Origin of the sequence: Dyella jiangningensis, assembly GCF_003264855.1 — a bacterium.
Taxonomy (GTDB): domain Bacteria; phylum Pseudomonadota; class Gammaproteobacteria; order Xanthomonadales; family Rhodanobacteraceae; genus Dyella; species Dyella jiangningensis_C.
The window spans coordinates 2069049-2087595 of the sequence record NZ_NFZS01000001.1; the positions used below are offsets into that span (position 1 = coordinate 2069049).

The following is an 18547-nucleotide window of genomic DNA, read 5'->3' on the forward strand; positions in this document are numbered from 1 at the left end:
CCGCGAGGAGTGGACACATGAACATACTCGGCATCTCCGGCAGCCTGCGGCAGGCCTCCTTCAACACGGCCTTGCTGCATGCCGCGCAGGACCTGGCGCCGGCCGGCATGAACATCGTGATCCATCGCCTGCACGATCTGCCGTTGTTCGACCAGGACGTGGAAGAGCAGGGCGACCCCGAGGCGGTGGCGGCCTTCAAGGACGCCATCGACCATGCGGACGGCATCCTCGTCGCCTGCCCGGAGTACAACGGCGGCATCACCGGCGTGCTGAAGAATGCCGTGGACTGGGCGTCGCGCATCGGCAAGTCCCGCCAGGCGGCCGCGCTCACCGGCAAGATGGTGTGCATTGTCGGCGCCAGCCCGGGCATCACCGGCACCGTGCGCGCGCAGGACCAGTTGCGGCTGGTATTGCGCCGCGCCGGCGCGCGTACCGAGCCGCAAGGTGACGTGCTGGTGTTCCAGGCGCATACCAAGATCATCGAAGGCAGGCTGGCCGATGAGCGCACGCGCGAGGCGCTGGGCCGGCACCTGCAAGGATTCGCCGACCGGCTGGCCGCCGTGGCGAGAGAACTGCAAATCTGAAACAGGAACGACCCGTGACTATCGATCTGGCCGTCATCGGCGGCAGCGGCTTGTACAACTTCCCGGGGCTGGAGAACACCTCCCGCCACAGCGTCGACACGCCTTTCGGCACCGCCTCGGGCGACGTGGTGATCGGCGACTTCGCCGGGCGTCGGGTGGCTTTCCTGGCCCGTCATGGCGAAAGCCATACCGTGCCGCCGCACCGGGTGAACTATCGGGCGAACCTGTGGGCGCTGCATTCGCTGGGCGCGCACCGCGTCATCGGCGTCAATGCCGTCGGCGGCATCCGCGGCGACATGGGGCCACGGGTCATCGTGGTGCCTGATCAGGTCATCGACTACACCCACGGCCGTTACACCAGCTTCTGCGACGTGGAAGGTGCCGAGGTTCGCCATATCGACTTCAGCGAGCCCTATACCGAGTCGCTGCGTCGCGAGCTGATCGCTGCGGCTTCCGCGGCGGGCGTGGCGGTGATCGATGGCGGTTGTTACGGCGCGACCCAGGGGCCGCGGCTGGAGACCCGGGCCGAAATCGCCCGCATGAAGCGCGACGGCTGCGACCTGGTCGGCATGACCGGCATGCCCGAGGCGGTGCTCGCCCGCGAACTGGAGCTGGAGTACGCGTGCCTGGCCCTGGTAGCCAACTTCGCGGCCGGTTGCGGCGACGAGGCCGAGATCAGCATCGAGGAAATCTTCGCCCATCTGGCCGCGGCAACCGCCGAAGTACCCCGCATCCTCGGGGTATTGCTCAAAAGGTGAGCAGCCGTCCGGCTTTTTGATCGTGCCAAAGTCATACCCGTATTGCGCTTTGCTATCAAACATGTTGATACTTCCGCTGTGCCAGGGGCGGCGGACCAAGGGGTCAAGGTGGTTCAGCGCTATACCGTGGTGCATCCAGTCCATGATTCAGAGGTTCACGCAATGCGTTTCGGTACGGTCAAGTGGTTCAACGATGCCAAGGGTTTCGGCTTCATCGCACCCGAGGACGGTGGGGAGGACGTGTTCGTCCACTTTTCGGCGATCAACGCCAAGGGCTTTCGCAGCCTGCAGGAAGGTCAGCGCGTGAAGTTCGAAGTCACCACGGGTCCGAAGGGCGCCCAGGCTTCGGGCGTCGAAATCGCTGGTTGATCTCGACGAGCAGGCAACGCGCCGCTCATCGCAGTGATTAGGGAGCCCCGCGTCGAAAGGCGCGGGGCTTTCTGCGTTATGCAACGAACAGATCGGAGCAGAAATGGCAGACCGTAGAGATTTTCTGAAGGCTTCGCTGCTGGGCGCTTCCGCCCTGGCATTGGCTGGCAAGGCGGACGCAGGCACCTCGCTGCACGCCAAGGGCGCCACGGGCGCGCGCGTCATTTCCACCTGGGACTTCGGCGTGGCCGCCAACCAGGCTGCGTGGGCGGTGCTGTCGAAAGGCGGCCATGCGCTGGATGCCGTCGAGGCCGGCGCGATGGTGCCCGAGGCCGACCTGAAGAATCACAGCGTGGGGCGCGCAGGCTATCCGGACCGCGACGGCCACGTCACCCTGGACGCCAGCATCATGGATGCGGATGGCAGTTGCGGCGCCGTGGCGGCGCTGGAGCACATCGCCCATCCCATCCAGGTGGCGCGACGGGTCATGGAGCGCACCCCGCACGTGCTGCTGGTGGGTGATGGCGCGCTGCAGTTCGCCCTGGAGCAGGGTTTCAAGAAGGAAGAGCTCCTGACGCCCGAATCGGAACAGGCCTGGAAGGAGTGGCTGAAGAACGCCCATTACCAGCCATCGATCAACAGCGAAGTACGCGATTACGGCAAGACCGGCATGCCGGGCGGCAAGGACAACCACGACACCATCGGCATGCTGGCCATCGATGCCAGCGGCCGGCTGGCCGGTGCCTGCACCACCAGCGGCATGGCCTGGAAGATGCGCGGCCGCGTGGGCGACAGCCCGATCATCGGCGCCGGCCTCTACGTGGATGGCGAAGTGGGCGGCGCGACGTCGACAGGCGTGGGCGAGGAAGTGATCCGCAACGCCGGTAGCTTCCTGGTGGTCGAGCTGATGCGCCAGGGACGTTCGCCGCAGGAGGCCTGCCAGGAAGCCGTCATGCGTATCGTCAAGAAGCGCCCGAATGCTTCCAAGGACCTGCAGGTCGGTTTCCTTGCGATGAACAAGCATGGCGAGGTGGGTGCTTTCGCGATCCAGCCGGGCTTCTCCTACGCCGTGTGCGATGCGAAGCGACAGGATGGCCTGCTGCCTTCCAAGAGCGTGTATTGATGGCGGCGCGCCTGCTCGAGGTGGCCGCCAACTCGCTGGACTCGGCACTGGCCGCGCAGGCGGGCGGTGCCGGACGTATCGAGTTGTGTACGGCGTTGGAGCTCGGCGGGCTGACGCCTTCCCATGGCGAGATCGCTCTGGTGCGTGAACATGTCAGGCTGCCGCTCTACGTGCTGATCCGCCCGCGCGCCGGAGACTTCCTCTACAGCGAGCACGAGCGCGCCACCATGCGTCGTGACATCGAAGCCTGCGCGGCGCTCGGCTGCGACGGCGTCGTGTTCGGCGTGCTGGATGCCGATGGCGACGTGGATATGGATGGCTGCAGCGAGCTGGCCGCCGCGGCGGGGCGCATGGGCATTACCTTCCATCGCGCCTTCGATCTCGTGCGCGATCCGGCGCGTGCGCTGGAAGACATCATCGCCCTGCGTGCGGAGCGGGTGCTGACCTCGGGCGGTGCGCGTTCCGCGCTGGAAGGTGCGGAGCGTATCCGCGAGTGCGTGGCGCAGGCGAACGGACGCCTGGTGGTGATGCCGGGCGCCGGCATCACACCGGGCAACATCGCCCGCATCGCGGCGCTGACCGGGGCGCAGGAACTGCATGCGTCGGCCAAGCGTGTGCATCCGTCGGGGATGTCACATCAGCCTGCCGACGCGCTGGACATGGCGGATGGCGAGATCCGTACCGACGAGGAACAGGTGCGCGCCCTCATGCATGCGTGGGCTTCAGCCTGAACCTGCTGCCGCAGATCGTGGCGTCAGGCGGTGAACTGCAGCCTGGCCAACTCCGCGTAGAGGCCGCCTTCGGCCAGCAGGCTTTGGTGCGTGCCCTGCGCCACGATGCGGCCGCCGTCCATCACCACGATGCGGTCGGCGCGCTGCACGGTGGCAAGGCGATGCGCGATCACGAGCGTGGTGCGCCCTTTCTCCAGGCGCTCCAGCGCCTGCTGGATGGCGGCTTCGGACTGCGCATCGAGCGCGGAAGTGGCCTCGTCCAGCAGCAATAGCGGCGCGTCGCGCAAAATGGCCCGCGCGATGGCGATGCGTTGGCGCTGCCCGCCGGACAGGCGCACGCCGCGCTCGCCCAGTTCTTCGTCGTAACCCTTGCTCATCGCGCTGATGAACTCGTGCGCCTCGGCGGCTCGCGCGGCGTCGCGCACTTCATCGTCGTCCGCATCCTGGCGACCGAAACGGATGTTATCGGCCGCGCTGCCGCCAAAGATCACCGTTTCCTGCGGTACCAGCGCGATGGTGCCGCGCAGGCCGGGCAACGACAGCGCGCGCAGGTCGACGCCGTCAAGCGTGATGCGGCCGGCCTGCGGATCGTAGAAGCGCAGCAGCAGGGCAAACACCGTGCTCTTGCCGGCGCCCGATGGGCCGACCAGGGCCACGGTTTCGCCCGGCCGGATCGACAGGTCGAAGTCGTGCAGTGCGGGTGCGTCGGGCCGGGAAGGGTAGTGGAACGCTACATGGTCGAAACGCAGCGCTCCCTGCACCGGTTTGGGCAGCGGCGTGGGCTGCGCGGGGCTGGTGATCTCGGCGCGCTCCTCGAACAGTTCGCCGATACGCTCCATTGCACCGGCGGCGCGCAGCACGTCGCCCCACACCTCGGAGAGACCCGCCAGCGAACCGGCGGCGAAGATCGCATACAGCACGAACTGCCCCAGCACGCCGGCGCCCAGCGTGCCGTTCAACACGTCGCGCGCGCCGGCCCACAGCACCAGGGTGATGGCGCCGAAGAACAGCACGATCACCGTGGCGGTCAGCAACGACCGCATGCCGATGCGCTTGCGCGCCGTGGCGAGCGCACGGGTGATCGCAGCGCCGTAGCGCGTGCTCTCGATGTCCTCGCGCGCATACGCCTTCACGGCAGGCGCGGCATTGAGGGTTTCGTTGGCGATGGCGGCGGTGTCGGCCAGTCGATCCTGGCTGGCGCGCGACAGCTTCTGCACCCGGCGCCCGAATACGAGGATCGGCAACATCACGGCGGGAATCACCAGGGCGGTGAGGCCGGCGAGACGCGGGCTGGTCCAGATCATCATTGCCGTGGCGCCCAGCAGCATCACCGCGCTGCGCAGCGCCACCGAGATGCCCGAGCCGATCAGCGCCTGGATCACTTCCGTGTCGGTGCCCAGGCGGGAGATCAATTCACCGACGCGGCTGCGTTCGAAGAAGCTGACGTCGAGCCGGATCACGTGCGAATACAGCTTGGCGCGCAGCGAGGCCAGCGCGCGCTCACCCAGCAGGGTGATGCAGTAGTAGCGGGCCGCCGTGGCGAAGGCCAGCACCAGCGCCACGCCGAACAGGCCGAGGAAAGTGACATTGATGGCCGAGGCGTTCGAATGGATGAATCCCTGATCGATCATGTGCCGCACCGCCATCGGCAATACCAGCGTGGCGGACGAAGAGATGGCGAGGAACACCAGCCACCCCAGGGCGAGCCTGCGGTGGGGTTTGACGAACGGCCATAGCTGCAGCAGGGCGCCGACGCGGCGTGCGGGGCGTTGCGTGGTGGCGGCTTCGGTCATGGGCGACTTCGAGTCCCGTTGGGTGGCCGAGGGCTGGCTCGCCCCCGCAAGCGAACTACGTGGGGCGGCGGTGCTGCGATATCAATCCAGCCTTCTTGCAGCGTGGCGGCCGCGGCTGATGTCGGTAACGCGCGCCTGGGCTTCGGTCACGCGATGCTCGGGTAGCTGGATCTCCAGCGTGGCTCCATCCGCACCGAACTGTTCGTCCACGATATCCGCGTCGAGTTCGCGCAATCGCGCCTTGAGCAGGGTGAGCTCACCGAAATCGCAGGTCAGGCCCAGTCGGGCCATTGCCACGATGGGCGTGCGCTCGGCGCGGCGCAGGCACTCCGCGGCGGTGCCGCCATAGGCGCGCACCAGTCCGCCCGCGCCGAGCTTGATGCCGCCGTACCAGCGCGTCACCACCACCACGGCCCGGTCGATGCCCTGGCCTTCGATGGCTTGCAGGATCGGCCTGCCGGCCGTGCCGCCGGGCTCGCCATCGTCGTTGAAGCGGTAATCCTGGCCGATGCGATAGGCCCAGCAGTTGTGCGTGGCCGCCAGGTCGCTTACCTGCCGCACGAAATCCAGCGCCTGGGCCGGTGTCTGCACCGGTGCGGCCTGGGCGAGAAAGCGGCTTTTCTTGATGTCCTCGCTGTGCTGGCAAACGGTCGCGAGGGTGTACAGCGTGTCACTCATGGCGGGCTTGCTGATCCTGCAGATCCCCAGGCACGGGAATATCCGGATGAGCCTGCCGGAAGGCGGAAAGCCGCTGCAGTGCCTCGTCGCGCCGCTGCTGGGCGAACAGTTGCCGGATCTTGTCGAGCTCCTGCTCGGGGCTGTCGGCGGGGTTCCGTGCCGTGGGGTCGGCCGGCGCTATCGCGACCACGGCAGGTGCCGCCATCGTTTTCGCGGCCATGGCGTGTCGGCTGTCGTTGGCCCGGGCTTCCGGCGCCGGCGGCGAAGGCGCATAGGCTTGGGCTGCGGCCGGTACCGGCGGTGCGGGCGCAGGAAGCGGAGCGGATGCTTCCATGACCTGGTCCTGCGCTGTCGGTTCCGACGGTGCTGCCGCTTCCGGCACTGCGCGTCGCGTAGCGGGAGCGGCCGGGAGCACGCGTGGCTTCAGTGCCATACGGATGGACTCATGCTGGCGTTGTGCGATCGCCGGCGTGGATGTGGCGAGTGAGGAAGCCGCTGTTGCCGCGGGTTCGGTCGTAGCCTTTGCTGCGCGGGGCGGAGCGGGTGCAGCGAGGCCGGCGGATGTGGCCGCCTCCCGACCGGAGGCAGCCGGCGCAGGCATCGGTGTCCGTTCGGGCGATTGTTCGTACAGGCGCCAACTGATACCGCCGGCAAGCACCAGCACGGCGGCGCTGGCGGCCATGGCCGGCCAGCGCGCGCGACGTTTGGACGGGCGCACGGCATCGGCGGCCATGCGATGCACGGCCTGGTCGAGCGACGGCGAAGGCTCCTTGCGCGGCAGGCTGCCGTACAGTGCCTTGAGCTCGTCCTCGCCGGGCAGGGGATCGTCGTCGTGATCGTGCGTGTTCATTCGGCCAACTGTTCGCGCAATCGGTTCATGGCATAGCGCAGGCGTGATTTTGCCGTTTCGCGCCCCACGCCGGTAATTTCCGCGATCTCCTCCACGCTCAGGTCGTTTTCCAGCCGCAACAACACGGCGGTGCGTTGTTCGTCGGGCAGGGCTTCGATCGCGCGCTGCAGGCGCCGGCGGCGCTCGAAATCCGACAGCACGTGTTCGGGCTGTTCGTGCCCGGGGGCGGGCAGGTTGCCCAGTGCCTGTTCCGCTTCGTCGCCATCCGCCATGGGGCGCTTGCGCCGGTAGCTGTCGACAAGCAGATTGTGGGCGATCTGCAGCAGCCAGGTGCTGAACTTCGCCTGCGGCGTGTAGCGCGATCGTGCTGCGACCACGCGGCTCCAGGTTTCCTGGAACAGCTCGTCGGCCAGCGCCTGGTCGCGCGCACTGCGCAGCAAAAAACGATACAGCGTGCCGCGATGCCGGGCGTAGAGCGTGTCGAACGCCGACGCCTCGCCTTGTGCATAGGCGAGCATCAGCGTTGCATCATCGTCCACGGAGGCATCCATGGACGGCGAGGTTAAGGCAAAGCGGGCGCGGCGATAAGCGCCGGGCGTCGGCGGTGCGGGTTGCTGCCTAAGGAAATCGGGCACGGGGCAGGGGCGCGTTCGATGGGCTCATGTCCATGTAACGCGCCTTCACCGGAATGGGGTTGAGCCCCATGACGATTACTGCGGCGTGTAACTCCAGACCTTCGCTTCGCTCGCGACGCTGAGGATGCGGCCGTTGCGACGGATCAGGTGATCGGTGGTGCGATCACGTCCAATCGTCATGTCGCCCAGTTTCGCGGTCGATACCGACTGCGTCGGCGTGCTTGCGATCGGGCGACAGTTCGATGGCCTTGATCTCGTAGTCGATCTTGAGTGCCAACCGGCCGCCGGTGGCCACGCTGAGCTGCTGCATGGTCGCGATGGATCGCTTGATGCGCTGGCATTGGGCGGCCTGGTCGAAATGTTCTTCGGTGTCGTCCTGGCGCGAGGTCTCGCTGCCTGCGTAGTCGTCGCTCATGCGCGCGCACAGGAACTCGCTGTCGAACCGGCGCATGGCGTCGATGTCGGCTTCGTAGGCGGCACGGATGTCCGCCTCGGTCATGCGGCGGCTGTGGTCGAAGTACCACCATGCGAGGCCGGCGAGGATCGCCAGCAGGATCAGCTTCTTCATTGTCCCCTCCCTGTGATGGACCGGCCTGGGCCGGCCGGTCGTGCCTGCGTCCATGGCGCAAGTTTTTGCGACTATGCATCACGGGGAGGCGACTGTCACCTGGAAGGAATGGCCGGGCCAGGCGCGACGTGGCTGAAGTCTTCCGGTGTCAGTTCCTGGGTAAGACGGAACACGCCTTCGTGCACCAGGCGTGGGAGCACCACATCCAGCACCGTGGTCTGGTGTGGACCGAGCGCGTCGAAGAGATCGTCGGACGCCGCCATGGCCGTCGCCGCGTGGTGGACGAAGCCGGCAAGGTCGGCCGGTTGCACGGTGGCGTTGTAAGGGCGATGCACGTCGGTCGCGGCGCGCAGCGTCTTGCGGGTGTTGGTGGGGTCGGCGATGCGCGGGCTCCCCGACAGCAGCGTGTGGTTGAGGAACATTGACACCACGTGCGGCTGATGGCTGTTGGCCTGCCGGTCGAGCATGAAGCCCTGGGGCATCCAATCAGGGTTCGGCGGCGTGCCGGCATTGAGCAGCAGGCGGCTGCCACGCAAGGGCTCGCCACTCTCGTCGGTGAGCCGCACGATCATCAGGCTGCGTGGGTCGTGGATGTGTATGCGCGGGGAGAACGGGCCGACCGGTTCCAGTTCCACGCGATCGGCGTCGCGTTGCGCATTCTCCGCGTCGAAGGCATCGCACAGGTGCCGATAGGCGTCCGCGTCTTTCACGCGCAGGCAGCGCAGCAGTGCTTCGACGGTGGCTTGCGGAGCGGCCGCCATGATGCCCTGGTCCGTGCCGGAATGGGCGGCGCCGGGAATCAGCTTGAACGCCGTGCGCGGCGCCCGCGCGACGTGCAGTGCGAGCGTGTCGTCGGCGCCGCCGTCATCGCGCGCGAGCACCGCGTGCCGCGCATTGAGGTTGGCGGCGGCGATGCGCACCACGCCATCGGAGCCGTCCTCGCCGGTATAGCTGTTGATATGGTCGTACAGCGAGCGATCGGGGCGATCGCCGGTGAGCACGAACAGGTACTGGCCCTTGGCTGCCGGATCGTCGCCATGGATGTGGTCGAGGTTGAGCGACAGCGATTCGGCGCTGCCCAGCTCCAGCCAGTCGAGGATGCGCTGGCCGGGCTCGATGCCGTCGAACCATGCGCGCAAGCGCCCGAGCACGCTCTTGCCGAGTTGGGCCAGCGCGGAGCCGAAATTGGCCGGTGCCAGCATCATCAGGTGGGTCAGGCGAATGGTGCTGTAGGCACCTGGCCGCTCACGCTGTGCACGCAGCCATTCGCGCACCACGGGGCCGCCGGTGGAATGCGTGATGCAGGCGAAGCTCGCATCCACCAAGTGCAGATCGCGCAACGCATGATCGAACGCGCGGACCACGTCGGCCATGGTCACGGCATCGTCGAAGCTCACGTATTCGGACAGCCAGATGTCCGCCAGGTTGAGCGCCACGCCTTGTGCCGCCGCCTGCTGCTGGAGCCGCTGGGGCAGGTTGCCGTACGTGGAGGTGTTGGTGACGCTCCAGCCGTGGACGAAAACGAGTGTGGTCATGACCAGGTTCCCTGCCGGGTTCGGCCGCCTTCCAGGTCGCGGGCAGGCAACGCGCTATCGCCCGGCCTTGCGGCAAGGCCCTAAGATGCCACGAGTCTCCATGGATCAGGAAAACCCATGCTCTCCGTTCTGTTCGTGATGTTGCTGCTGGCTGTGTGGTGCTATCGACGGCGCTGGCGCCGGACAGGCGCCGCACTGGCGACCTTGCTCGTCGTGCTGTTCTTCGGCATCGGCTCGGGTGCGGTGTCGCGCCTGCTTCTTTACCCGTTGCAGGACCCTTACGCGGCAACGCCGAAGATCGAATGGGCCGGGACCAACGTGATCCTGCTGCTGGCTGCCGGCACGGCAGTGGTGCCGGATGAGCCGCTGCAGCCTTCGTACTTCTCGAACGGACGTCTGCTGCGCGCCGCGCAGCTGTACAGCGAGTGCCATGCGGCGGGCAAGCAGTGCCGCATCCTGGTAACGGGCGGCGACTCGCAGGGGCACGGTGAAGCGGAGTCGGTCGTGTACGGACGCGCGCTGCGCCGGTTGGGTATTCCCGAGTCGGACCTGCTGCTGGAAACCCGCAGCATGTCGACATGGCAGAACGCCCAGTTCAGCCGTTCCATGCTGGAAGCACAGGCGCCACAACACCTGGTGATGGTGACCTCGGGCGTGCACCTGCGTCGTTCGCTGCTGTATTTCGGTCATTTCGGCATGGCGCCGCAGCCGGTGGCGGGCGACTGGGTCAATCCGCGCTGGGAACCCTTTCCCGATTCATGGAATGTCATGCTGGCGGACGCGGCCATGCACGAATACCTGGGCATCCTGCGCTACTACGTCTACAACGCGCTCGGCCTGAACGCGGCCCCGTCGGCCCGGCTGGGGCACTGAGCGCTCGCGGGTCGTTCATTTTCCAGCCAGCTACGACGCACGTATCCACGTAACCTTTGCCGATTCACCAGCCGGGTTTCCCCATGGATACCGATTCGACGCCCCAGCCGCACACACGTGCGGCGCTTCCGCTTGCCCCATCGCTTGATCCGGCGCTGATCGACGCGCACATGCCGCGCCAGTTCCGCCCGCTGGAACTGCGGGTGGCGTGGATCGCGGCGCTGGCCATGACGCTGGGCGGGATCGTGGCGCTGGTGGCGCGTGCGCTCACGGCGTTGATCGGCCTGGTGACCAACCTGGCTTTCTATGGTCGCGTCAGCACGGAATTCAGCAGTCCCGCCGGCAATCACCTCGGCTTGTGGGTGATCGCCGTGCCGGTGATCGGTGGCCTGATCGTCGGTGCGATGGCGCGCTGGGGATCGCGCGCCATCCGTGGACACGGCATTCCCGAGGCGATGGAGCAGGTGTTGCTCAATGAGAGCCGCATTCCGCCGCGCATGACCTGGCTGAAGCCGGTGTCGTCGGCCATCGCCATCGGCACGGGCGGCCCGTTCGGCGCAGAAGGCCCGATCATCGCCACGGGCGGCGCGCTGGGTTCGCTGCTGGGGCAGTTCCTTCACGTCACCGCCGATGAGCGCAAGACGCTGCTCGCAGCCGGCGCGGCGGCCGGTATGGCGGCGGTGTTCTCGGCGCCGATTTCCTCGGTACTGCTCGCGCTCGAGCTGCTGTTGTTCGAACGTCGCGCCCGCTCGCTGATTCCGGTGGCGCTCGCCGCTGCCGTCGGCACGGGCGTGCGTTACGTGCTGGAAGGCAACGAGCCGATGTTCGCCATGCCGGCCGTCGCTGCGCCGACGCTGGCAGCGCTGGCCGTCTATATGGCCATGGGTCTGCTGACCGGCGTAGCGAGCGTGGGCATCACCAAGCTCACCTATGCGATCGAGGATGCCTTCGAGAAGCTGCCGGTGCACTGGATGTGGTGGCCGGCGCTGGGTGGCGTGGTGGTGGGCGTGGTCGGCTATGTGATGCCGGCGACACTGGGCGTGGGCTACACCAATATTTCGATCGTGCTGAGTGGCCAGATCGGCATGGCGGCGATGCTTACGCTGTGCCTGCTCAAGCTGGTGTCATGGTCGGTGGCGCTGGGCAGCGGCACCTCCGGCGGTACGCTGGCGCCGATGTTCACCATCGGTGGCGCCATGGGAGGCGTGATGGGCGCAGCCTGCGTGGCGTGGCTGCCTGGCCTGCACGTGGATCCGCACATGGCGGCGCTGGTGTGCATGGCGGCGATCTTCGCCGGTGCGTCGCGTGCGTTCCTCACCTCGGTGGTGTTCGCGTTCGAGACGACGCAGCAGACGCAGGGGCTGTTGCCGCTGCTCGCCGGTTGCGCGGCGGCCTACCTGGTGTCGGGTCTGTTGATGCGCCACACCATCATGACGGAGAAGATCGCGCGTCGCGGCGTGCATGTGCCGTCGGAGTACGCGGCCGATCATCTGGAGCGCATCAGCGTGGGCGACGCCTGCAGCAGGGACGTCGTGAGCCTGCGCGCGTCGCAGTCCCTGGGCGAGGTTCGCGAATGGCTTGGCCACGACAACGCGAAGACGCGCCATCAAGGTTTCCCCGTGCTCGCGGACGATGGGCGCCTGCTTGGCGTGGTGACGCGGCGCGATCTGCTCAATGCAAATATGTCCGCGGATGCGCTGGTCGGTTCGCTGGTGCGTCGTCCGCCGCTGGTGGTGCGCGAAACCCATACGCTGCGCGAAGCGGCCGATCACATGGTCGAGGCGGACGTGGGTCGCCTGGTGGTGATGGGTGGCGAGGGCAGCACGCGGATGGTGGGCATCCTCACCCGTGGCGATCTGCTGGCTGCGCATGCGCGTCGCCTGCGTGAGGCGCGCGAAGCGAGTCGCCACCTCGGTCGCAAGGGCGCGGCCTGAGAGCCGCGCCCTTCGTCACTCAGGCGGTCTTGAGCGAGGCGATGTCGATCACGAAGCGGTACTTCACGTCGCTCTTCAACATGCGCTCGTAGGCGTGATTGATGTCCTTGATATCGATGACTTCGATATCGCTGACGATGCCGTGCTCGGCGCAGAAGTCGAGCATCTCCTGCGTTTCGGCGATGCCGCCGATGGCCGAACCCGAGATGGAGCGGCGGCCGAGGATCACCATCGCGGCCTGCACCGGCGGTTCGATCGGCTCCAGCAGGCCCACCAGGCACAGCACGCCGTTGAGCTTGAGCGTGGCGAGGTAGGGGTTGAGGTCGTGCGGCGAGGGCACGGTGTCGAGGATGAAATCGAACTGCCGTGCCGAGGCGGCCATCTGTTGCGCGTCGGTCGACAGCACCACGTGGTCGGCACCAAGGCGACGCGCTTCGGCTTCCTTGCCCGGCGTGCGGGTGAACAGGGTGACGTCGGCGCCCATGGCCTTGGCAAATTTCAGGCCCATGTGACCCAGGCCGCCCAGGCCGATCACCGCCACCTTGCTGCCCTTGCCGATCTTCCAGTGACGCAGCGGTGACCAGGTGGTGATGCCTGCGCACAGCAGCGGCGCGGCGGCCTTCGGATCCAGCTTGTCGGAAATGCGTACGACGAACTTGTCCGACACGACGATGCGCTCGGAGTAGCCGCCGAAGGTCGGCAGGCCGTCGTGGCGATCCTTGTCGTTGTAGGTCCAGGTCGCGCCGTTTTCGCAGTACGGTTCGAGGCCGGCGTTGCACGACGCGCAATGCTGGCAGGAGTCGACCATGCAGCCGACGCCAACCATCTCGCCGACCTTGAACGTGCTGACTTTGTCGCCGACGGCGCTGACGCGGCCAACGATCTCGTGACCTGGCACCAACGGGTAGATGCTGCCGTGCCACTCGTTGCGGGCCTGGTGCAGGTCGGAGTGGCAGACGCCGCAATAAAGGATGTCGATCACCACGTCGTCAGGACGCGGATCGCGGCGTTCGAACTGATAGGGAGCGACCGGGGAGGTGGCCGACTGGGCGGCGTAGCCGCGGATGGAGAGAGCCATGCATAACTCCTGGGGTGAAAAACGGCGAAGGCCTGAAAGTATGGTCGGACCGGCCGCGCGACGGGTAGCCGGATCCTGCGCGATAGCCGGCGAGGTACTCGCCATGCCGTGCAGGAACGGGCAATCTAACGCTGCCCCGTGTTTCGGCAACATCATGAACAGCAAGCCTTCCCATCAGTCGGAACCCGCGCGTCTGGTCCAGGATCGCGAGGAATTGACAACCCTGATTGAACGATGGACGCCCACGGAGGGCGTGCACGCCACCGCCTGGCCTGCGCTCAGCTTCTTCCGTGCGGATTCGCCGGGCGTCCCGACCTGTGCGATGTACGAGCCCGGCCTTGGCCTGGCGCTCATGGGCGCCAAGCAGATCCTGCTGGGACAGCAGGTCTTCGTGCACGAGCCTGCTTCGTATCTCGTCACGTCGGTGGATGTACCGGTGTCTTCGCAGGTGCTGCGCGCAACCCCCACCGAGCCCTGTCTTTGCCTCACGTTCCGGCTCGACATGGCGCGCATCCGCGAGATGCTGCCCGAGGTCACCGCCGGTCGGCCGATGGGCGCGCCCACCACGGGCATTTCGCTGAGCCCACTCGAGGATGGCCTGCTCGATCCCTTGCTGCGCTTGGTGCGATTGCTCGATGCGCCGAGGGATCTGGCGATGCTCGGTCCGCTGATCGAGCACGAAGTGCTCTATCGGCTGCTTACCGGCGGGCAGGGCGCACGATTGGTGCAGATCGCCACGTCAGGCAGCCAGGGCCATCAGGTCTCGCGGGCGATCGAATGGCTGCGCCGGCACTACGACGAACCGCTGCGCATCGACGAACTGGCCGGGCGCGTGAACATGAGCAGTTCATCGCTGCATCACCACTTTCGTGCGATCACGGCGATGAGTCCGCTGCAATACCAGAAGCAGCTGCGGCTGCACGAAGCGAGACGACTGCTGCTGGCTGGGCAATGCGATGTCGCCACGGCGTCCCATCGCGTGGGTTACGAAAGCCCGTCGCAGTTCAGTCGCGAATATAGCCGGCACTTCGGCGCGCCACCGCTGCGTGACGTATCGCGGCTGCGTCTGGCGGAGGTTGCCTCCGGCTAGCCTCCTTTGTAGGAGCGCACTTCGTGCGCGATTGCCGATCGCGAGTAAGTACAGGACCATCGCGCACTGGGTGCGCTCCTACAGACGAGCAAACACCGTGTTTTTCAAAGGGACGGCATGAACCTGGCTTTGTTCGACTTCGACGGCACCATCACCACCAAGGAGCTGTTTCGTCCGTTCCTCGAATTCGCGGTGCCGTCGATCAGGCTGCGCTGGGGCGGCCTCCTGCTGGCGCCGATGGTGCTGGGCTACAAGCTCGGCGTCGTGCCCTCCAACACGATGCGCGCCAGCGCGGTTCGCCTCGGCCTGCAGGGCATGGATGAGGCGCATGCGAACGAACAGGGGCGTCGCTTCGCCGATGAAATCATTCCCCAGGCCCTGCGCGACAACGCGCTCGAACGCATTCTCTGGCACAAGCGGCAAGGGGATCGCGTGGTGGTGGTTTCGGGTGCGCTGGACATCTATCTCTCCCATTGGTGCCGGCAGCATGACCTCGAACTGCTGTGTTCGGAGCTGGAAAGCCACCGCGGCAGGTTGACCGGTAGGTACCGTGGCGCGCAATGCGTGGGCGCAGAAAAACGTCGCCGCGTACACGCGGCATATGACGTCGACGCCTATCCGGTCGTCTACGCGTATGGAGACACGCATGAGGATCGCGAGCTGCTGCAAATGGCCCATCGTCGCTACTTCCAGTGGCGCGAGGTGGCCTGAGCCCGCGTTCAGCCGGTTGCGGGCGGCTTCGGAAAGGTCAAGGTGAAGCGGGTGACGCCTTGTCGTTCGCTCTTCGCCACGACGTCGCCGCCGTGCAGCTCCATGATGCTCTTGACGATGGAAAGGCCCAGCCCGGTGGAATGGGCCGAGTCGCTGCGCGAGCGGTCCACGCGGTAGAAGCGATCGAACAGGTGCGCCATATGTTCGGGCGGGATGCCGGCGCCGGGGTTCTCCACGCTGACCTCCACGCCGCGCTCCGTATCCAGGGCGCGCATCTCGATCGTGCCGCCAGCCGGCGTGTAGCGCAGCGCGTTGGACAGCAGGTTGCTGACCGCGCGGCGGAACAGCTCGCGGTCGGCGTGGACGCTGGCATGCGCTGTCACGCGTACGGCGACACCGGCGTCGGACGCCAGTCCTTCGAAGTAGTCGGCGATGCGTTGCAGTTCTTCGCCCGCTTCGATCATCACGCGTTGCAGCGCGAACTGCGGGCTGTCGGCGCGCGCGAGGAACAGCACGCTTTCGATGGTTCGGCTGACGCGGTCGCATTCCTCGATGTTGGATCCCAGCAGCAACTGGTATTCCTCCACGCTGCGTGGGCGGGTGAGGGCGACCTCGTTCGCGCCGCGCAGGTTGCCGATCGGCGTGCGCAGATCGTGGGCGAGATCCACGGTGAATTGCCACACTCGCGCGAAGCCATCCTCGATGCGGCCCAGCATGTCGTTGAGCGCGATGCTGAGCGTCTGCAGTTCGGCGGGCACATCGTCGGCCGGCATCCGCGTGCTCAGGTGATGCGCGGTCACCGCCGAGGCACTGGCAGCCATGGCGCGCAACGGCCGCAGCGCACGCCGCACCAGCAGGTAGCTGAGCAATACGGCGACCAGCATGCCGGCAGCCAACGCCAGGATGGTGTCGCGCCGATAGCGTGAGAGCAGCAGCGCTCGGTCGGCCAGCGAGCGCGCCACCACGATGGTCACGGTCGAACCATCCCCGGGCTTGCCGATGGCAGAAACGCCGCGAATCTCGTGATCGTCGGCATCGCGCCAGGACTGGACGTCGGCCGCGACGATGCGCCGCTCCGACGGCACCATGGCTTGGACGGTCATGGGAAGACGGGACGGGTTGCGCTCCACCAACACATGGCCCGCTTCGTCCACGATGCGCAGCGCATTGTTCGTATCGCCCAGCACGCCGATGATCAGGCGATACTGGTGCGCGGCGACGTCGGCAGGGGAATCGAGCTCCGCCACGAAGCGGCGCAGGTGCCGCGTCGCCAGCACGAGGTTGGTGTCGTCCTGCTCGTGGATGCGCCGCGCCGCGGCTTCGAACAGCAGGAAGCCTACCGCGCTGAAACACGCCACCGTGATCACTACGAAAGTGATGGCCAGGCGGGCGCTGAGCGACAGTCGTGCCATCAGTTGGCCTCGCGCGCTTCGTCGAGCACGTAGCCCATGCCCCGCACGGTGTGGATCAGCTTGACCTCGTGGCCGTCGTCGATCTTGACGCGCAGCCGGCGGATGGCCACTTCGACCACATTGGTATCGCTGTCGAAGTTCATGTCCCACACGTAGGAAGCAATCTGCGTGCGGCTCAATACCTCTCCGCGGCGCCGTGCCAGCAACTGCAACAGCGAGAATTCCCGTGGGGTGAGATCGATGCGCTGACCGGCGCGTCGAACGCGTCGACGTACGGCGTCAATTTCCAGATCGCCGATATGCATGTGCTCGATGTCGCGCGGCGGCCCGCGGCGGAGCAGGGTGCGGATGCGGGCCAGCAGTTCGACGAAGGCGAACGGTTTCACCAGGTAGTCGTCGCCGCCCAGCTCCAGCCCCTTCACGCGCTCTTCCAGCTCGTCCATCGCGGTGAGCAGCAGTACCGGCGTGTCCTTTCTGGCGCGCAGCCGGGTCAGCACGGCCCAGCCGTCGATACCCGGCAGCATCACGTCCAGCACGATGAGGTCGTAATCGTCCTCAAGCGCCAGGTGCAGGCCGTCGATGCCATTGAGCGCGACATCCACGGTGAAGCCGGACTCCTCGAGCCCTTTCTTGAGGTACTCACCGGCTTTCTTTTCGTCTTCGATGACAAGCAGACGCATGGACGGTCTCGCCTTGGCTTGCCGTCATCATACGTTGGCCCCCGCCCGACCGTGATTACAGATTTGTCAGGTGACCGTCAGGGGCCGGCAAGCGCGGCGATCCTAGCCTTGGACCCATCGCGGCCTGTTGGCCGATACCGAGAGTGGGTCATGTGGATCGTCCGTCTGGCGCTGCGGCGCCCCTATACCTTCATCGTGCTGGCCCTGCTGCTGGTCTTCATCGGGCCGCTCGCGCTGCTGCGCACGCCGACCGACATCTTTCCGAACATCGACATTCCGGTGGTCAGCATCGTGTGGTCGTACAACGGCTTCTCGGCCGAGGACATGGCGAAGCGGATCACGTCGAACTACGAGCGCGCGCTCACGTCCGACGTCGACGACATCGAGCACATCGAGTCGCAGTCGCTGAACGGCGTGGCCGTAATCAAGGTGTATTTCCATCCCGGCGCGGATATCAACCGCGCCATCGCCGAAGCGTCGTCCAACGCGCAATCGATCCTGCGTGTGCTGCCGCCAGGGACGCTGCCGCCGCTGGTCATTTCGTACAACGCCTCGACAGTGCCGATCCTTCAACTGGCACTGTCGAGCGACACGCTCGCCGAACAGCAGCTGTACGACCTCGGCAACAGCTTCATCCGTACGCAGCTGGCCACGGTACAGGGCGCGGCGATTCCGTTGCCGTTCGGCGGCAAGGTGCGCCAGGTGATGGTGGACCTGAACGCGCAGGCCATGCAGGCACACGGTCTGTCGCCGCTGGACGTGGTGAATGCGGTGAACGCGCAGAACCTGATCCTGCCCGGAGGCACCGCCAAGATCGGCGCGCTCGAATACAACGTCAATCTCAACGGCAGCCCGTCCAGCGTGGATGAGCTGAATCTTCTTCCGGTGAAATCGACACCTGGCGGCGTGGTGTACCTGCGCGACGTGGCCCAGGTGCGCGACGGCTTTGCCCCGCAGACTAATATCGTGCGCGTCGACGGCACGCGGTCGGCGCTGCTGCAGGTGGAGAAGAGCGGCGATGCTTCGACGCTGGACATCATCGGCCAGGTAAAGGCCATGCTGCCCCATATCGTCGCCGGCCTGCCCAAGGCGCTGGCGGTGAAGCCGGTGTCCGACCAGTCGGTGTTCGTCAGCTCCGCGGTCGA

The 18547-nt window shown here is 66.5% G+C and carries 18 protein-coding genes and 1 pseudogene; 10 read left to right on the plus strand and 9 right to left on the minus strand.

Translation table 11 applies throughout. The features are described 5' to 3' along the window. The first annotated feature begins 17 nt into the window (after positions 1-17). From CA260_RS09270 to CA260_RS09290, 5 genes are all read left to right on the plus strand, one after another. Positions 18-584 (plus strand): NADPH-dependent FMN reductase, encoded by a 567-nt coding sequence (locus CA260_RS09270; protein ID WP_111982416.1) that lies wholly within the window; start codon positions 18-20, stop codon positions 582-584. A gap of 14 nt (positions 585-598) precedes the next feature. Further along, a complete protein-coding gene (locus CA260_RS09275; RefSeq protein WP_111982417.1) occupies positions 599-1342 on the plus strand; it encodes an S-methyl-5'-thioinosine phosphorylase in 744 nt (247 codons plus the stop codon). Positions 1343-1504: 162 nt separating this feature from the next. Beyond that, a complete protein-coding gene (locus CA260_RS09280; protein ID WP_019465945.1) occupies positions 1505-1711 on the plus strand; it encodes a cold-shock protein in 207 nt (68 codons plus the stop codon). A 103-nt stretch (positions 1712-1814) separates the two neighbouring features. Beyond that, a complete protein-coding gene (locus tag CA260_RS09285; protein ID WP_111982418.1) occupies positions 1815-2834 on the plus strand; it encodes a N(4)-(beta-N-acetylglucosaminyl)-L-asparaginase in 1020 nt (339 codons plus the stop codon). Next, a complete protein-coding gene (locus tag CA260_RS09290) occupies positions 2834-3565 on the plus strand; it encodes a copper homeostasis protein CutC (protein WP_111982419.1) in 732 nt (243 codons plus the stop codon). The genes CA260_RS09285 and CA260_RS09290 overlap by 1 nt, the downstream gene beginning before the upstream one ends. Positions 3566-3588: 23 nt before the next feature. Here CA260_RS09290 and CA260_RS09295 read toward each other — a convergent pair whose 3' ends face one another. From CA260_RS09295 to CA260_RS09320, 6 genes are all read right to left on the minus strand, one after another. Further along, on the minus strand, positions 3589-5358 hold the full coding sequence (locus CA260_RS09295; RefSeq protein ID WP_111982420.1) for an ABC transporter transmembrane domain-containing protein: 1770 nt from the start codon (positions 5356-5358) through the stop codon (positions 3589-3591). An 81-nt stretch (positions 5359-5439) separates the two neighbouring features. Further along, complete coding sequence (locus tag CA260_RS09300; protein ID WP_111982421.1) at positions 5440-6036, minus strand: IMPACT family protein; 597 nt, start codon at positions 6034-6036, stop codon at positions 5440-5442. Further along, complete coding sequence (locus CA260_RS09305; RefSeq protein WP_111982422.1) at positions 6029-6886, minus strand: hypothetical protein; 858 nt, start codon at positions 6884-6886, stop codon at positions 6029-6031. Before CA260_RS09305 ends, CA260_RS09300 begins: the two co-directional genes overlap by 8 nt. Beyond that, positions 6883-7437 carry an RNA polymerase sigma factor gene (locus CA260_RS09310; protein ID WP_111982423.1) on the minus strand — a complete coding sequence of 185 codons (555 nt, stop codon included), beginning with the start codon at positions 7435-7437 and terminating at the stop codon, positions 6883-6885. Before CA260_RS09310 ends, CA260_RS09305 begins: the two co-directional genes overlap by 4 nt. Positions 7438-7684: 247 nt before the next feature. Continuing rightward, positions 7685-8089 carry a hypothetical protein gene (locus CA260_RS09315; protein ID WP_111982424.1) on the minus strand — a complete coding sequence of 135 codons (405 nt, stop codon included), beginning with the start codon at positions 8087-8089 and terminating at the stop codon, positions 7685-7687. 95 nt (positions 8090-8184) lie between these two features. Continuing rightward, on the minus strand, positions 8185-9624 hold the full coding sequence (locus CA260_RS09320) for an alpha/beta hydrolase (RefSeq protein ID WP_111982425.1): 1440 nt from the start codon (positions 9622-9624) through the stop codon (positions 8185-8187). A 117-nt stretch (positions 9625-9741) separates the two neighbouring features. Here CA260_RS09320 and CA260_RS09325 point away from each other — a divergent pair, with 117 nt between their 5' ends. Beyond that, positions 9742-10497: a YdcF family protein gene (locus CA260_RS09325; protein WP_111982426.1), complete on the plus strand. Its 756-nt coding sequence runs from the start codon at positions 9742-9744 to the stop codon at positions 10495-10497. Positions 10498-10667: 170 nt separating this feature from the next. Next, on the plus strand, positions 10668-12431 hold the full coding sequence (locus tag CA260_RS09330; RefSeq protein ID WP_111983084.1) for a chloride channel protein: 1764 nt from the start codon (positions 10668-10670) through the stop codon (positions 12429-12431). A 19-nt stretch (positions 12432-12450) separates the two neighbouring features. Here the strand turns inward: CA260_RS09330 and CA260_RS09335 are convergent, their stop codons facing one another. After that, the gene (locus CA260_RS09335; protein WP_111982427.1) at positions 12451-13509 is read right to left on the minus strand and encodes an NAD(P)-dependent alcohol dehydrogenase; all 1059 of its coding nucleotides are present in this window, start codon (positions 13507-13509) and stop codon (positions 12451-12453) included. Positions 13510-13663: 154 nt separating this feature from the next. Here CA260_RS09335 and CA260_RS09340 point away from each other — a divergent pair, with 154 nt between their 5' ends. Continuing rightward, a complete protein-coding gene (locus tag CA260_RS09340) occupies positions 13664-14599 on the plus strand; it encodes an AraC family transcriptional regulator (RefSeq protein ID WP_111982428.1) in 936 nt (311 codons plus the stop codon). A gap of 117 nt (positions 14600-14716) precedes the next feature. Next, entirely contained in the window at positions 14717-15310 is a 594-nt protein-coding gene (locus CA260_RS09345; RefSeq protein ID WP_111982429.1) for an HAD-IB family hydrolase, read from the plus strand. 8 nt (positions 15311-15318) lie between these two features. On the opposite strand, the gene CA260_RS09350 is transcribed toward CA260_RS09345, so the two are convergent. Continuing rightward, positions 15319-16722, minus strand: a complete 1404-nt coding sequence (locus tag CA260_RS09350) for a heavy metal sensor histidine kinase (RefSeq protein WP_111982430.1) — start codon at positions 16720-16722, stop codon at positions 15319-15321. Continuing rightward, positions 16722-17402 carry a heavy metal response regulator transcription factor gene (locus tag CA260_RS09355; RefSeq protein ID WP_111982431.1) on the minus strand — a complete coding sequence of 227 codons (681 nt, stop codon included), beginning with the start codon at positions 17400-17402 and terminating at the stop codon, positions 16722-16724. Before CA260_RS09355 ends, CA260_RS09350 begins: the two co-directional genes overlap by 1 nt. A 150-nt stretch (positions 17403-17552) precedes the next feature. On the opposite strand from CA260_RS09355, the pseudogene CA260_RS21440 reads away from it, so the two are divergent. Next, positions 17553-18500, plus strand: a pseudogene (locus CA260_RS21440) (efflux RND transporter permease subunit); the annotation flags it as partial. Positions 18501-18547 lie beyond the last annotated feature (47 nt).